Genomic DNA, 15,224 nt, shown 5'->3' with positions numbered 1-15,224 from the left:
TCGCAGCCAGCGTTAACGGGGGTCCTCGAGTTCGCCCGAGGCATGCCCGAACTGGCGTATCACTACCTGGCCACCGACATGAACCGAGTCTCGGATCCGGGCACGGCGCTGGAGCTGGGCACGATGGCCATGCGCGTCGCCTGGTCCATCGGACGCGGCGACCTGCGGAACAGAGGCTCGAGCAGCTGCTCGAACTCGACCTCGAGGGCCGGGCCGGATTGCCAGGCCCGCTGGCCTGGTGGAGCGACGACGCATCCGCCGACGCGACATCGGCAGATGCGTCCGACGCCGGCGCGCGGGCCCGCGACCGTGCTGCCGTCGCTTCCGCCGACACCCCTCGGGCTGGCCTGGGGTATCGACAAGCCGATGGGGGATGCGCTGCGCCGTCGAATACCGCACCTGCGGCGGCGTTGGGAGCGCGCTCGCAACGCCGCCGCCCTGGTCCAGACCGCGATGCTCGACACCGTCGCCGGCCGCTGGGCTGAAGCGGAGTCTCGGCCACGGAGGGCCTGCGGCTGGCAGAGGACGCGGGGGGCGACCACGTCGCCTCCCACTGCCGCACCAGCCTGGGTCGGCTCGCCGCCGCGCGTGGTGACGAGCGCGCGGTCGCGGAGGTCACCGCCCGTACCCTGGAGACGTCACTCCCACGGGGCGTTCGCGCGCTGAGCGCGACCGCGTACTGGAGCCGCGGCATGGCGTCGCTGTTCCACGAGCGTCCCGAGGAAGCTCTGGACGCCTTGGTGCGCCTGGCCGAGCCGGGCCATGGCGCGGAGCACCCGACGTTCGCGCTCCTGGCCGCTCTCGACACCGCCGAAGCGGCCGTTCACGTCGGAAGACACCACCTCGCGGAGGAACGGGTACGGGCGCTCGAAGCCTGGGTGCGGCGCACCGGAGCGCCGTGGGCTCGCTCCGCCGCGCACCTCGCTCGCGCGCTCCTCGGAGGCCCCCGTGTTGAGAATTGCCTTCCGTGCGGCGCTCGACGTGCCGGGTGCCCGATCGCACCCTCTGCTCCACGCGCGCGCCCAGTTGTACTACGGCGAGTGGTTGCGACGGGGCCGTCGGCGGATCGATGCGCGCGTCCAGATCGGGGGCGCCATCGAGGTGTTCGACCGGCTCGGGGCCGAGCCGCCGCACAGACGCGCACAGCGCGAGCACGACCTCACCGGACAGCCGGGACGTCGGGGGAGCCCGGACACCAGGGAGGTAAACCGACTCACCGCCCAGGAACAGCGGGTAGCCCAGTTGGCCGCGAAGCAGCTGACGAACCGGGATATCGCCATACAGATGCGGATCAGCCACCGCACCGTGGGCCACCACCTCGGGAACGTGTTCGCCAAGCTCGGCATCAACACGCGGAAGGAGCTGAGCTACACCCACGCTGGTTCCGAGCCGCGGTGAGGGAGAGAGCGTCCAGGTGCTCGGCGAGCCGGAAACTCATGTACTGCGACCCCGCGACGCTCTCCTGAATGTCAACCTCTCCGGACTGGCCTGTTCGGGGTGCTGCCCTGCTCGATCAGGTAAATACGCCGAGTTCGAGGTAGCGGGGGGCCAGGACCTTGATCGCGATACGGGTGGCTGAGACGGGGGCACGGAAGGCGGTCTTGCCCGGCCGCCAGCGGCGCAGCTGTGGATGAGCTGTATCCGCGTCAGGTTGCTTACATGGTCGCGGAGTTCTTCGGATGCCGAGAGGATCTGGCAGCGCAGCATCTGCAGGGCGCCGCGGCGGGCCTTACCGGCGGTGGGGCGGGCGATCCGAAGCACGCGCGAGGACTCCTGTGGAGGAATGGGATGCCTCGCGCAACGGTTGTCCTCTGGCATGAGCGAAGCAGCAGCAGTAGTGGCGGGCGCATACGGAGGCCCCGAGGTCCTGTCGGTGATCGACGTCGCCGTCCCGGAGCCGGAGCCGAATCAGGTGCGCATCGCGGTCCGCGCGGCCGGTGTCAATCCCTTCGACTACAAGGTGTACAGCGGTATGTTCGGTGTCGATCCGGAGAGACTGCCGTGCGGCTCGGTGTCGAAGCGGCCGGCGTGGTGACCGCGGTCGGCGCCGACGCGGTCGGCCCCGCAGGTCCGATTGCAGTGGGTGATGAAGTGATCGCCTATCACGCGCCGGGCGCCTGCGCCGCCGAACTCGTCGTGCCGGTCTCGTCCGTGGTGCCGAAGCCTGTCGCCCTGTCCTGGGAGCAGGCCGGCGGGCTGCTGGCCGCCGGCGTCACCGCCGTACACACTCTCGAGACGATCGGCCTGAGCAACGGCGAGACGGTGCTGATCCACGGTGCCGCGGGAGGCGTCGGACTCGTGGCCGTGCAGCTCGCGGTGGCACGCGGCGCCACTGTTGTGGCCACGGCAAGCCGGGCCAAGCACGACCTGCTGCAGGATCTGGGAGCGATGCCGGTCGTATACGGGCCGGGACTGGCGGACCGGGTACGCGCGATGGCGCCGGAGGGCGTCCACGCGGCCGCCGACCTCGTGGGCACCGACGAGGCGGTGGACGTCTCCGTGGAGCTCGTGCCGGACCGCCTCCGCATCGCCACCATCGCGGGCTACGAGCGCGGGGCTCGCGCTGGAATCAAACTCCTGGGTGGCGTGCCCGGTGGGGACCCCGGCACCGAGCTCCGGGAAGCCGCCCGCCTGCAGCTCACGGAAACCGCGGCGGCCGGCCGACTGCGCATCGTGATCGCGGACGCCTACCCGCTGCGTGAGGCCGCCGCCGCCCACCGCGAGATCAAGGCCGGCCACACCACGGGAAAGATCGTCCTGGTCCCGTAACGCGTCCCCGTCCACACCCTGGAAGCCGGTCTCGAGCGGCCGCCCGCGTAATGACCGATCGATCGACCAGCGGCTGGTCGGCCCCGGGGCGGCCGCGACCAGGAGCCGCCGGGCGTCGTCGTCGGCATCCGCCTGCACGGCCGTACCACTGTCGTCACCGCTTACGGCGCCGAGCAGCAGGTCGGTGAGGAGATCCCAGGTAGCGGGACGATCTTGATGCACGGGGGCGCCGGGACGAGCATGATCGACGAGAGGAATCCGATCAAGCTGCTCAGTGCGGGGTGCGCGCGGTCGAAGTGCGCGCGGCGTCCTTCGGCGGAGTCGCGGTCCGGGACGAGTTGGTACTCGGTCCCCTCGGCGGTGACGTAGTGGCAGCGCTTGAGCCCGGAGGCGCTCATGCTCACTTCGACGGTCCCGCCGTGGACGGGGAAGGCAGCAGGGAGTTTCGACTGTGCGCATTGCCTGCCGTCGAGGTACAGGTGGGCTTTGACCTCGCCGGACGACGGATTCTGCCAGTGCCTGACGTCGACGGCGTAGACCTCTTGCCGGCCGTCTTCGTTCGTCAGACGAAGAGAGAACAGTGTCCGGAAAAGCGACTGCCACCAGCGGAAACGCCTCAGCGCTCGCCCGTCCCCGGGGTGGACCCCGCCGCACGCCCCGACGACGCCGCCACTCCTTGAGCATGTCCCGGTTCCCGTTACTCGCTCGGCTCCGCCGCGCAGGCGAGGTCCTGCGGTGGGCGTTGTCCAGTGGTCAGGAAGGCCGTCACCGCGTCGTTCGCGCACGTGTTGGGGCCGAACGGATAGACGCCGTGCCCGCCCTGGTCGGCCGTCACCATCGTGGCCCGCTTCCCGAACGCGTTCCGCAGCCTCTGGGCGCCGGCCAGCGGTGTCCCCGGGTCGCGTTCGTTCTGCACCATGAGCACGTTCGACGGGCCCCGGTCACCGATGCTCACCGGCGGTTCGACCTGCTTGTCCGGCCAGAACGCGCACGGTCCGATGCTCGCCGTGGACCCGCCCAGCATCGGGTACTTCAGCCGGTCGACCGCGACGTTGCGCTGATACTCCTGGACCGTCCTCGGCCAGCGCGTATCACTGCATATCACTGAAAAGCGGGAGGCCATGCCGTTCTCTATGTTCTCCGGCAACGGCAGTGTGGGCGGCAGCGGCCGGTCGTTCTCGAGCGCTTGCCAGGTGGCGGCCAGCAGGGGCATGGTCGCATCGAAGTAGAGGTACTCGAACGTGAGCCCGCGGAACAACGTCCCGTCGATGCCCTGGACCGGCTTCGCCTCCAACCGCTTGGCGAGGTCGAAGAACTTCGCGGCCACCTGCTCCGGTGTGGTGCCCAGACCGTACTCAGGACGCGCGGCCGCGAACGCCACGAAGTCCGGGAACCGGTCCTCCAGTCCACGGGCGAACAACCGCATGGCCGTGACGTCGTAACCGCCGGGACCCAGGTTGCTGTCGAGCACGACCCGGTCGCCGCGCTCCGGGAACATCGTCGTGTACACCGCACCGAGGTAGGTGCCGTAGGAATGACCGAGGTACGAGAGCTTCGGCTCGCCCAGCGCCGCCCGGATCCGGTCCATGTCGCGCGCGGTGTTCGCGGTGGTGGTGTAAGGCAGCATCCACGCCGTCCGCGAGGTGGCGCACTGCTCAGCGATGGTCCGCGCGTGTCCCGCCTCCCTTGTGACATCGGCCGCGGTGTGCGCGTACGGCGGGAAGCTGCGGCGTGCCTGCTGTTCCGGCGTCAGATCGCAGGTCACCGGCGTGCTGCGGCCGACGCCGCGCGGGTCGAAGCCGATCACGTCGTAGGAGTCCAGCACCTTCTGCGGCAGCCCTGAGCCGGCGAGAACGGCCGGGTAGTCGAGTCCCGTACCGCCGGGGCCGCCTGGATTGGTGAGCAGCACACCGCGGCGCTGCGACGGTTTCTCGCTCGCCAGCCGGGAGATCGCGATCTCGATCTGCCGGCCGTCGGGATTCCGGTAGTCCAGGGGGACTTCGAGCGTCGAGCACTCGAGACGGGGTGAGATGGCCTTGTCCGGGCACGGTCCCCACCGCACGGTGTCCGGCGTCGCCGCCACCGACACTCCCGGAAGCGCGGTCGCCGCCACCGCGGTGGCGGCGAGGGCGAGGGAGAGGGTTCTGCGCATCTGATGTCCTCCTGAAGGGACGTATGGGGACGCCGGAACGAGGGCTCGGAACGCCCGCCGTCAGGTCCTGCCGGCCTGTGGAGGCCGGCCGGACAGTACCTGGCCGCGTGCCGGATCGCGTCAGGCCGTTTCTCGGCAACGGATTTCTCCGGAATCACCGGCCCGCCCGGCGTCCGGTTCCCGGCGGGTGTGTGCCCAGCCACCGAGCATCATCGCGACGAGCGCGATGGATCCGAGGAGAGTCATCCGGCCGGCAAGGCCGCCCGGGACCCAGTCGAAGATGCCCCACAGCAGCTCGGAGTCCCGGTCGAGCAGACCGCGGATCACCGCTGGGGCGGCCAGGGCCGTGATCACCATCCCCACCGCCTCAAGGGCTCCGAAGCCGCCCTCGCGCATCGCGCTTCTCCGTCTCGTGTCCGGTTGTCTCGGCACGTGAACGAGTCTGTCCGTGAGGCGCGGCCTCCACATCAGCCCGACGGCTTGAAAGGCCTTCGACCACAGGCGAGACGGTCATTCGACTTTGGTCCAGGGCGCATCAGCCCCCGGTCCGACTCACCGGACATACGATGTCGCGATAATGACCAGGTGGACACGGACATCGCACCATGGCTCAAGTGGTGGCCGCAGACCTGGCGGCTGGCAGCGGCCGCGGCAGTGGGCATACCGGTCTGGCTCGCCACCGGTGTGCTGCTGAAGTGGCAGGCGGCCGGAACGGGCTCCTGGTTCCTCATCGGTGATCCGCTGGTGGCGCTCGGTTGCTTGACGGCGCTCGTGTGGAGGCGGCGGTTCCCGCTCGCCGTCGCCATGACGGTCGCGATCGCGTCAACCGCGTCGGCACTCGCAACCGGCGCCGCGCTCATGGCGCTCGGTTCGGTCTCCACCCGTCGCCGTCCGGTCGAGATCGGAGTCGTCGGGCTGGCCTACGTGACCGCGTCACAGTTCGCCGTCGGGCTCTACCCGGTCCAGGGCCCGAGTCCGCCCGGCCCGTGGTGGGTCCAGCTCGCGTTCTCGGCACTGACCGCGGGCATCGCGGCGGCCGTGGGCATGGCCATCGGCGCGCGGCGTGTCGAAGTGCGGTCCCTGCGGGACCGGGCGAAGAGCGCGGAACGGGAACAGACCGCACGAGCGGCGCAGGCACGGGCCCTGGAACGCAACCGGATCGCGCGCGAGATGCACGACGTGCTCGCGCACCGGATCTCCCTGGTCGCCATGCAGGCCGGAGTGCTGGACCACCGCGGCGACCTCACAGCCGAGGAGAACCGCGTGCTGGTCCGCTCCATCGCCGACGGCTCCCATCAAGCCCTGGAGGAACTACGGGATGTCCTCGGTGTGCTCCGGGCCGACCCGACCCGCCCGGAACCACCACAGCCCTCCCTCGACCGCATCCCCGAACTGGCAGCCGACGCCCGAGCATCCGGACTGGACGTCACACTCACCACCAGCATGACGGCAGATCCGCCCGACGTCGTAGGGCGAACCTGCTACCGGATCGTCCAAGAAGGACTGACCAACGCCGCCAAACACGCCCCGGGCGCACACATACACATCACCCTCGAAGGAACAGAAGGCGACAAACTGGAGGTCAGCGTCCGCAACTCCCCAGCCATCACAAAAAACGTGCGACCGCCGGCGTCGGGATTTGGCCTGCTCGGCCTCGGCGAACGAATCACCCTCGCCGGCGGAACACTCGACCATCACCCCACACCCGACAACGGATACGTCCTCACCGCACGACTACCCTGGCCGAACCCCACCCACGAAAAGAGAACATGAGTGGACAGCGAGCGGGAGCCGGTGCGCGTCGTCATCGTCGACGACGACCAACTGGTGCGCGTGGTGCTGCGGCTTGTCATCGACGGCGAACCGGACCTGACCGTCGTCGCGGAGGCCGCCGACGGGGACGCCGCGATCACCGTGGTGGACGAGCAGCGGCCGGACGTCGTGGTGATGGACGTGCGGATGCCCGGTCGTGACGGTCTCAGCGCGACCCGGGAAATCCTCACCCTCCGGGCGCCACCCCGGGTACTCATGCTGACCACGTTCGACTCCGATGATCTGGTGCTCGGCGCACTGGACGCAGGAGCACTCGGGTTCGTTTATAAAGACACCCCACCGCCGCGGATTCTCGACGCGGTGCGGACCGTCGCGGCGGGTAACCCCGTACTGTCTCCAGCGGCCACGGCACGAGTGATCGCCGCAGCCACCGGTCCACGGTCCTCCTACGCTCGCGACTCGTCCCGCGAAGCCGCACGGAAACAGCTGGCCGCGCTGACCGAACGAGAACTCGAAACCGCCCGGGCCATCGCGGACGGGCTGGGTAACCCGGAGATCGCCCGGAGGCTGCACATCAGCATCGCGACCGTCAAGGCACACACGGGTAACCTGTTCGCCAAGCTGGCGGTCGAGAACCGGGTACAGATCGCGCTCCTGGTCCGCGACGCGGAGGAATGACGGACCCCGCTCGAGGTGAACCTCGAGCGGATCGCCACGCACCGGCCGGTCACTCCACCGCTCGCCCGGGCGTTCTGTCGGACGCGTGCCAGCCGCCGCTCGTCTCACGGCGGGCGGCGGCCTGTAAGGGCCCGCTGTCCGCCGTCCACCCGTCGGTATAGGGCGGATGAGGTCGAACAGCGGAGAGACGTCGGTCATGAGGCCGACCGGACCGCACGGCGCCGGTCGGCCCACGGCTACCGGGTTGTCCCGCCCCGGTTCCGTCTCGGCGGTCTCGAAGGCCAGTCCTGGGTGCCGTGCCGCCAGGAGTGCCGGAGACCGGCCAGTTGGTCCTGCGCCCCGGCTCGCTCGTACGCCGCCCAGCTCCCGGTGCTCAACTCTCGGGTCTTCGGCGCGGCAATGAGGCGGCCGGGCGGATGCGGCCGTAACTTGCGCGACGGCCGTTTCTCCCCGGCCCAGGGGAACCTCGATGCGGCCGGCCGCTGTCTCCCGGTAGCGCAGGCGCCACCCGTGCTCGTCCCGTACGTCGATGGCGCCGTCGATGCCGTGCTGCAGCATGAACGGCGCACCCGCCTGGCTGTGCACCCGCCCCCATCGGGTCCGGCCGCCCGAGCGGTCCGCGTCCACCAGGAACGCGCCCTGGGTGCGCGGTCCCTGGACGGAGGCGTCCGGCCAGCGCCGGGACGCGGAGGGGAAGACCCGTACCACCCCGCCATGGCTCTGCACGGCCATGTCGAGGACCGACTGAGCCGCCGTCAGCGTACTTTTCGTGGCCGGATTCCCGACCTCGGAAAGATCGTCCTGGTCTCGTAACCCGTCCCCGTCCACACCGTAGTGAGAGACCCCACCCCCGCATTCCCGGACCACGGACACGATCCGTGCGCGCCGGACGCGGAGCGAATGCGGGGACCAGGACGCCCAACACCGTTCGGGGCGTCCGGCTGAGCATGAGTTCCGGCACCAGGACGCACTCCCACTCAGCCTTTAGGAACGGTTGCGAGACTCGGTACGCGTCTCGGAGTCCGTCCCCCGCCCGTCGATGAGATGGCGGGCGTGCCGGAGGCGATCAGGATCGGTCACAGCGGGGCTGCCTCTTGTCGTCCGAGCCGCGTGCCGACACTAGGGCCGGATGCTGGAAGGCTCGCTGAAAACGCTACAAAGGTCCTGGTCCGAACGAATCGGGTGTGCTATCGGCGCATGGCGCGGTCAGTCACCGGCCGCGCGGAGCCGCATGCCCCCCGCGAAGTCGATCCGGGCCAATTCGGCACGGGAGGTGATGCCCAGCTTGGAATAGACCTTGGCCAGGTGGTGGCCGACCGTGCGGGGGCTGATCAGCAGGTGTGCCGCGATCTCCCGATTGGTCAGACCCTTCGCCGCCAGTCGCGCGACCCGCAGTTCCTGCGTGGTCAACCCGGCCTCGTCGGTCCGGCTGGGCACGAGACGGACGCGCGGGCTTTCGGCCAGAGCGAGCTCGGACAGCGCCCGCGCCCGCAGTGGTTTCGCCCCCAGGCGGTCGAAGATCTCGGCTGCTCCGGCAAGCTGGATCCGGGCGTCGGCCCGACGGCGCGCCCGCCGCAGCCACTCCCCGTAGAGCAGCCGGGTACGGGCGTACTCGAACGGATAGTCCGCCGCTCCCGCCACGTCGAGGGCCGCTTGGTACGAAGCCTCTGCTGCCGGGCCGCCAAGCACGAGGGCGCGGAGACGATGGCCGATGGTACGGGCCCACGTCGCACCTGTGCGCTGTGCCCACGTCTCCACCATGGCCACCTGGGGTTCGACGGCGTCGGCGTTGCCCAACTGCACCGCCGACTCGACGGTGTCCATGGCGGCTAACAGTGCACAGGTAGGGTGAGCGGCCTCGTGCTCGGGGTCGGCGAGCGGCATCAGGTGACTCAGTGCGTCCTGTGGACGACTGTCGAACAGCGCCGCGCGGCCGCGGTGCAAGTACGCCGATGCGCTGAGACCTCGCACACCGCGTGGTACCGAGACCTGCAGGATCTGGGTGGTGTGCTCGTCGACGGTGCGGTGATCGCCCCGGGCAGCGGCCAGTGCTCCGAGGGAGACGCGGTTCTGCGTGGCCACGTGATCCGCCCCGACTTCCTCGGCCAGCCGCAGCCCGTCGGCCGCCGCGGTCTCGGCGGCTTCCCACCGACCCGCGGCGATGTCGAGGACTGCGGTCTGGGCGAGCACCAGCGCCAGCGCGGTGAGTTCGTGCCGACGCCGCAGGTGTACGGCCTGCTCGCGCAGCACGTCGAGCAGCGAGCCCTCTATCCCCCAGGCCTGGGCCAGTGGTACGGGTGGCAGCAGCTCCCACGCGGCTGTACCGAGCCGACTGACCGTGCCGCTGGCCATCTCCGGGGTGGTCGGGGTGACCTCGCCGGTCTGGTCGTAGCAGGACCACCAGACCCTCAGCACGGGCAGCAGCTCCGTCAGGGCGGGATCACTGTCGGTGTCCACGGCGAGTAGCCGCTGCAGTGCCTCCTGCTGAAGGTCGGGCCGACCGGCCGACCACGCGGCGCGGACCGCCACCGTGCCGAGTTCCACCGCGCCGCGAGCGCCAGGGACGACAGCCATGTCGCAGACCAGGTAGCGGTGGGCACGCTCAGGCATGCCGTGGGCGAACTCGAGGATCCCGCGCAACCCGCCGCTCAGCCGGGCGACGAGAAGCTCGCCGCCCAGGCGCTCGGCGTCGTCCAGCAGCTGCCGCGCCGCCTCCGCGTCGCCTGCGTCCCATGCGGCGCGGGCGGCAGCAGCCAGGCGGCGCGCAGCCGCGGCCGGTTCGGGGGACAGCTCGGCCGCCCGCCGCAGTGTGCGAGCCGCCATGGGCCCCGCACTACGTTGCAGGCACTGCTCGGCGGCCTGCTCCAGCAACGTGGCGACGTCCTCGTCCACCGTGTCGGCAGCGGCGGCCAGATGCCAGGCCCGTTCCGCGGTGGCATCCCTCGGCAGGGCGACGGCCAACGCCCGGTGCGCGGCCTGCCGGTCCAGGAAGGGAGCGCCGTCGTAGACCGCCGCCCGGATCAGCGGGTGGCGGAACTCCAGCCGGGCCCCGGTGGCACGGATTAGACCGGAGCGAAGGACCTCGTCCCAGGTGGGCGTGTCGACGCCCCAGCCGGCCCCGGCACGGTGCACGACGTGGCGGTCGCCGCGGTCCTCGGCGGCGGCCAGCAGCAGCAACGTCCGGGCCGGCGGCGTCATGGCCATGGCCCGGGAGCCGAACGCCCGCCGCAGCCGTGGCCCGACCGGCGTCAGATCCCCGGATCGCCCGAGCGGCGCGTCGCCATCGGGCTCGTGATCGATGGTGGGCAGCTCGTGCAGCGCCAACGGGTTGCCCCCAGCTGCCCGGACCGTGCGATCGACCAGCGCCTCGTCGGCCCCCGGGGCGGCCGCGACCAGGAGCCGCCGGGCGTCGTCGTCGGCCAGCCCCACGACCTCCAGTGCCGGCAGTCCTTCCCACGGCCCCGAGGCAGGGTCCTCGTGTCCGGTGAGCAGCACCGCGACCGGACCGTTCGCCACTCGCCGGGCGAGGAAGCCCAGGCAGTGCGCGGTCGCCTCGTCGACCCACTGGGCGTCGTCCACCGCGACAAGCACCGGTCGCTCCCGGGCAAGATCGCTCACCAGTGACAACACGGCCGCGCCGATGAGGAATCGGTTGGTCGTGTCCCGGCTCAATCCCAGCGCGCCGCGCAACGCCGCAGCCTGTGGAGCGGCGAGCCTGTCCAGTCGGTCCATCACCGGCCACAGCAGCTCGTGCAGCGCCGCGAATGCGAGCCCTGCTTCCATCCGGGAGCCTCGGCACCGCAGTACCGTCGCGTCGGACGCGGCCTCGACGGCGTGCTCGAGCAGAGCGGTCTTGCCGATACCCGGCTCGCCCCACAGCACGAGCCCGGATCCCGAGCCGTGTGCGGCCCGATCCAGCAACCTGTCGAGGGCCGCGGTCTCGGTGTGCCGTCCGAACAGCTCCATGTCCCACCCCAGAATGCCGTGCCAGGCCGCGGTGGTGCGACCGTTTCGAGGCTAAAGGCCATTCTGCCGCAGTGGCCGACCGATTGAGGGGCCGATCCGGCTGGTACCGGGGCGCCCGACATTCTGTCCCGTCGGTCGTTCGGGCGCCGCTCCGGTCGTGGAACCCAGGAGCTGCCCGTGATCCGTCTGCACGGCCGTACCACTGTCGTCACCATTGACGGCGCCGAGTAGCAGGTCGGTTCGTGAGCCGACCCGCCCGCGTGGTCGCGGCCGGCGTCTGCGCCACCGACCCCGCCACCGAAGCCCTGTGGCTCCTGCACCACGCCGGTGGCCAGGAACACACCTCATCGGCCTCTGCCTGGCCCCGCTGCCGGATGGCAGCGGGGCGCTGCTCGCGGCTACCAGGACTCCGACGACTTGTGGCTGCTGCGGCGCGACCGCGAGACCGGCGAGCTGGTCCGGCTTCCTGGCCACCCTGCCCCCCCGTTCGTCCGCCAACATCCGAGCGGCTCCTATTCGGACCACGTGCCGGTGCAGTGCGAGCCGCGACCGATACGGCGACCGATTCGCGAGCTCGGGCGGCCGACGTAGGTTCGGGCCCGGCTGAAGAAGCCTGGGGCCCACAACCCGATTGGAAGCCATTTCATTTGGTGAGTCTGCGGTGGCGTCGCGGTCGCTGGGTGGACTCGATGCCCCTTGCCAAAAACCGAAGTTGATGCTTCATCATTGCGTCGGTCAATTTTATCGTTGTTGTTTCTTCAGGAGTTCGCATGCGTATCGGATTCTCGCTTCCGCAGTACGGCGCGATGGCTCAAGAGCTCGACAAGCTCGCCGACTTCGCCCGACAGGCCGAGGAACTCGGGGCCGACAGTCTGTGGGTGGGTGACCGCGTGCTGGCCGCGGTGAATCCGAGCGTGGGCTACGGGGGCATGGACACGATTCCGTGGCAGCTGCACGCCATGCTTGACCCGTTCGTGGCGCTGAGTGTTGCCGCGAGCGTCACCGAACGGGCGCTGCTGGGCACCTCCACCCTCATCGCACCCTGGTATCCCCCGCTGCTGCTCGCCCGGTCGCTGACCGGCGTCGATGTGGTGAGCAGGGGACGTCTCATACCCGGCCTCGGCACCGGCTGGTCGCCCGAGGAGTACCAGGGCGTGGGCGTTCCTTGGAAGGAGCGGGGCGCGAGGCTGGACGAGTGTCTGGACGTGCTGGAGGCGGTGTGGACCACCGAGCCCGTCGCGCAACACGACGGCAGGTACTATGCCTTCCCCGCTGCCCACATCGGGCCCAAGCCGGTCCAGCGGCCTCGGCCTCCGGTTTATCTGTCCGGCTTCGCCACGGCCTCCCAACGCCGGGCGGCTCGTCGCGCGGACGGCATACTTCCCGTGGCGCTGCCCGTTCGGGGTTCCGCATTCGACCCTGCGGTCGTGGTCAACCGGCCGCTGCAGCAGGTCCGCCGCATGGCCGAGGCCGAAGATCGCGACCCGGCCGGAATCGACGCCATCCTGAGGATCAACCCCACCTCCGAGTCGACCGTGCCGCAGATCGCGGACATCATCCTCCGTACGGGAGACGAGACCGACGTCGACCATGTCTTCGTGGACTTCGTCTACCTGGCCGACCAGGGCGTGGACCAGGCACTGGAGCTGCTCCGGCAGACACTGGAACTGACACGCTGAAAGCCGCGGCACGGCGCGACCTCGTACCGCTCAGCGTCCCGGAAATCCGCCGGCTGATCGGGCACCTCGTCATCACACCCCGCCACCACGCCAACGAACACCACTTGCACTGGTCACGCGTCCGTAGGCGCAGCCAGGCCAGAGCCCGAGGCGCGTGGGTTGGCCGACTGGCAGACGGACGCGGATCTTCTTCAGCACGGGGACGAACTAAGGGCTGTCCGCAGTCAGGATGAACGACAGAGGGTGGCGCTTGCGGTCGGTAGCGAGGTGGATCTTGTTGGTCAGTCCGCCGCGGGACCTGCCGAGCAAGGCTTCCTTCAGGCGGAGCCTGCGCCGGCGGCGGACGCGTCGGCGTTAGCCTCGATCTTTCTTGACGGGCCGCCGACGGAGTCGGTGGTCCGTTTCGTTGTCGATGGCTGATGCTGGGCAGGTCGAGGTCCCAAGTGTCGTCTCGGGTGGACGCCGGGTTCCACTGCTCCGGACTGGAACGTTCTTTCGTAGGACCAGGAGAATCGCTGGTCAGCCGGGGTTTGGCAGGAGTGCGAGCCGTTCGAGAGCGGTGGTGATTTCGAATGTCCAGGGCCAGTGGCGGGCGAGGCGGAGGATCCGGCGCCGGCCGGTGGTGACGAGTTGTCCGGCAGCGGAGAACAGGCGGAGCCGCAGGCGCCGCGGTTCCCAGAGCCTCGCCTGGCCGGTCAGGGCGAACATGGGCATCCAGGCGAGCAGATCGAGTGCGATCTGGACGATCTCCAGCCAGACCTTGTTCTGCGCGGTGTCGTGCAGGGGCAGGTTGCGCAGGCCGGTCGCCCGGGCGGCCCGGATCCGGTCCTCCGCCCGGGCCCGCAGCCGGTGACGGAGTTCGAGTTCGGCGATCGGACGGTCGGCGGTGTTGGTTGCGAATCAGGTGATGCGCATGCCGTTCGCGTCGGTGATCCTCAACTGGGCCCCGACATGGGGTCGTTCCTTGCGGACGACCGGGCGCATGCCCTGTGGCCAGCCGTCGAGCAGGTTCCCGGTGAGTTCGGCAACCCAGGCCCCGTCACGGACCTCGCCGTCCGGCTCGACGGCCGGGGTCCAGGCCGAGGCCGGGACCTGGAGAACGTACTGGTGGATGGCCTCGGTGATCACCATGCCGACCGAGTAGGACAGCCAGCGCCCGCGTTGGGTGAGCCAGGACACGAACTCAAGGGTCCCGCCCGCGGAATCACAGCGGATCAGATTCCGCCGGCCCCGCCGGTACTTCTTCGGCAGTTGGGCCAGGGCGAGGCGGGTGGCGGTGATGTGGTCGGCGGCCGTGTTCGAGCCCGCGTTGCCGGGGCGGAGGAGGGCCGCGACCGGTTCGCCGGTTCCTTCAGGGCCGTGGTCGACGAACCCTATCAGCGGATGGTGGCCGTAGGTCTTCTTCCAGGTCGGGGCCGCGTCCTGCTTGTCTGAGTGGGCGAGGACCAGCACTCCGTCCAGGTCCACGGTCACCTGCCCGCCGGTATCCGGAGCCCGGTCACCGGCCAATTTCCAGACGTGTCGGCGGACTTCGGAACGTGCGGCGCGGATCGCTGTGAGCGTCTTCTCGCCCGAGGAGGCGAGGGTGTCGATCAAGCGGGAGACCGTCGGATCGGAGGCGACCGACCCGAATATGGCCGGCTCGGACCGCGGCAGGGCGATGTCGGCGAGGCAGTCCCCGCCGAGCGCGACCGCCAGCGCGAGGTCCACGACTACCTTGCCGGCGTCGTGGACGGCCCGGGGCTTGCGCCATGGGGCCAGGGCCGCGGATATGGCCTGGTCAAGGCCACTCTTGCGGACGGTTTCGACCAGCAGGACCGAACCGGCCTGCGAGACCACGGCCCGGCCGTCCCCCTGGACGCGGACGTGGGGATAGGAGCCGGTAGGCTTCTTCACCTGGAAAGTGCCTCTGGATTCAGCGGGAACAAGGACCTAGACAATCCTCATTCTTGCTGGTCAGAGGCCCTTTCTGTTTGTGTGACCGCCTGCCGGACAGCCCGCTTCATGAAAGCGCGAGGCTAGTCATGCCGGGTCCGGAGGCCGGGAACCCCATTGCGGGGCCGATCAAGAAGGTAGTGGGGGGGGAGTTGATGTAGTGGTGGGTGGACTTGACGTAGCGTGGTCTGGGTTTGTCGTTGGGTGTGTTGTGGGTGGTGGGGGTGGTGCCAGGCTTGGTGGTTATGCGCGCTGCTTATATAACTCAGTTC

Annotated in this window: 10 protein-coding genes and 3 pseudogenes; 6 read left to right on the top strand and 7 right to left on the bottom strand. The window is 69.9% G+C overall.

Features of this window, described 5'->3' with window-relative positions; genetic code table 11:
* Positions 1 to 638: 638 nt before the first annotated feature.
* On the bottom strand, positions 639 to 842 hold the full coding sequence (locus FPZ41_RS48500) for a hypothetical protein (protein ID WP_228022888.1): 204 nt from the start codon (positions 840 to 842) through the stop codon (positions 639 to 641).
* 106 nt (positions 843 to 948) lie between these two features.
* Here FPZ41_RS48500 and FPZ41_RS48495 point away from each other — a divergent pair, with 106 nt between their 5' ends.
* Both FPZ41_RS48495 and FPZ41_RS21930 read left to right on the top strand, forming a co-directional pair.
* Complete coding sequence (locus FPZ41_RS48495; RefSeq protein ID WP_322620554.1) at positions 949 to 1,398, top strand: helix-turn-helix domain-containing protein; 450 nt, start codon at positions 949 to 951, stop codon at positions 1,396 to 1,398.
* Between the two features lie 439 nt (positions 1,399 to 1,837).
* A pseudogene (locus FPZ41_RS21930) lies at positions 1,838 to 2,769 on the top strand (NADP-dependent oxidoreductase).
* Positions 2,770 to 2,930: 161 nt separating this feature from the next.
* Here the strand turns inward: FPZ41_RS21930 and FPZ41_RS48490 are convergent.
* From FPZ41_RS48490 to FPZ41_RS21915, 3 genes are all read right to left on the bottom strand, one after another.
* Complete coding sequence (locus FPZ41_RS48490) at positions 2,931 to 3,167, bottom strand: hypothetical protein (protein WP_228022887.1); 237 nt, start codon at positions 3,165 to 3,167, stop codon at positions 2,931 to 2,933.
* 299 nt (positions 3,168 to 3,466) lie between these two features.
* Complete coding sequence (locus tag FPZ41_RS21920; protein WP_152865112.1) at positions 3,467 to 4,921, bottom strand: alpha/beta hydrolase; 1,455 nt, start codon at positions 4,919 to 4,921, stop codon at positions 3,467 to 3,469.
* A 120-nt stretch (positions 4,922 to 5,041) separates the two neighbouring features.
* On the bottom strand, positions 5,042 to 5,317 hold the full coding sequence (locus FPZ41_RS21915; RefSeq protein ID WP_152865110.1) for a hypothetical protein: 276 nt from the start codon (positions 5,315 to 5,317) through the stop codon (positions 5,042 to 5,044).
* 189 nt (positions 5,318 to 5,506) lie between these two features.
* On the opposite strand from FPZ41_RS21915, the gene FPZ41_RS21910 reads away from it, so the two are divergent.
* The 3 genes from FPZ41_RS21910 (at position 5,507) to FPZ41_RS47190 (ending at position 8,120) form a co-directional block, all read left to right on the top strand.
* The gene (locus tag FPZ41_RS21910) at positions 5,507 to 6,694 is read left to right on the top strand and encodes a sensor histidine kinase (RefSeq protein ID WP_322620553.1); all 1,188 of its coding nucleotides are present in this window, start codon (positions 5,507 to 5,509) and stop codon (positions 6,692 to 6,694) included.
* Positions 6,695 to 7,372: a response regulator transcription factor gene (locus FPZ41_RS21905; RefSeq protein ID WP_322620552.1), complete on the top strand. Its 678-nt coding sequence runs from the start codon at positions 6,695 to 6,697 to the stop codon at positions 7,370 to 7,372.
* Positions 7,373 to 7,928: 556 nt separating this feature from the next.
* Complete coding sequence (locus FPZ41_RS47190; RefSeq protein ID WP_194236172.1) at positions 7,929 to 8,120, top strand: hypothetical protein; 192 nt, start codon at positions 7,929 to 7,931, stop codon at positions 8,118 to 8,120.
* A 458-nt stretch (positions 8,121 to 8,578) separates the two neighbouring features.
* Here the strand turns inward: FPZ41_RS47190 and FPZ41_RS21890 are convergent, their stop codons facing one another.
* Positions 8,579 to 11,338 (bottom strand): helix-turn-helix transcriptional regulator, encoded by a 2,760-nt coding sequence (locus FPZ41_RS21890; protein ID WP_152865108.1) that lies wholly within the window; start codon positions 11,336 to 11,338, stop codon positions 8,579 to 8,581.
* Positions 11,339 to 12,108: 770 nt separating this feature from the next.
* Between FPZ41_RS21890 and FPZ41_RS21885 the strand changes: the two genes are divergently transcribed.
* Positions 12,109 to 13,017 (top strand): TIGR03619 family F420-dependent LLM class oxidoreductase, encoded by a 909-nt coding sequence (locus FPZ41_RS21885; RefSeq protein WP_152865106.1) that lies wholly within the window; start codon positions 12,109 to 12,111, stop codon positions 13,015 to 13,017.
* 84 nt (positions 13,018 to 13,101) lie between these two features.
* Here the strand turns inward: FPZ41_RS21885 and FPZ41_RS21880 are convergent.
* Positions 13,102 to 13,371 (bottom strand): annotated as a pseudogene (locus FPZ41_RS21880) (hypothetical protein); the annotation flags it as partial.
* A 165-nt stretch (positions 13,372 to 13,536) separates the two neighbouring features.
* A pseudogene (locus FPZ41_RS21875) lies at positions 13,537 to 14,913 on the bottom strand (IS1380 family transposase).
* Positions 14,914 to 15,224 lie beyond the last annotated feature (311 nt).

Source organism: Streptomyces acidicola (assembly GCF_009377235.1).
GTDB classification, from domain to species: Bacteria; Actinomycetota; Actinomycetes; order Streptomycetales; family Streptomycetaceae; genus Streptomyces; species Streptomyces acidicola.
The sequence above is the reverse complement of the archived record's forward strand: the minus strand, read 5'-3'. Positions and strand labels throughout refer to the sequence as shown.

What these genes read in the sequence shown, in the direction of transcription:
- FPZ41_RS21890 (WP_152865108.1), bottom strand. Translation starts at nt 11,338, where the DNA reads ATGGAGCTGTTCGGACGGCACACCGAGACCGCGGCCCTCGACAGGTTG.
- FPZ41_RS21920 (WP_152865112.1), bottom strand. Translation starts at nt 4,921, where the DNA reads ATGCGCAGAACCCTCTCCCTCGCCCTCGCCGCCACCGCGGTGGCGGCG.
- FPZ41_RS48490 (WP_228022887.1), bottom strand. Translation starts at nt 3,167, where the DNA reads ATGAGCGCCTCCGGGCTCAAGCGCTGCCACTACGTCACCGCCGAGGGG.
- FPZ41_RS21915 (WP_152865110.1), bottom strand. Translation starts at nt 5,317, where the DNA reads ATGCGCGAGGGCGGCTTCGGAGCCCTTGAGGCGGTGGGGATGGTGATC.
- FPZ41_RS21885 (WP_152865106.1), top strand. Translation starts at nt 12,109, where the DNA reads ATGCGTATCGGATTCTCGCTTCCGCAGTACGGCGCGATGGCTCAAGAG.
- FPZ41_RS47190 (WP_194236172.1), top strand. Translation starts at nt 7,929, where the DNA reads ATGAACGGCGCACCCGCCTGGCTGTGCACCCGCCCCCATCGGGTCCGG.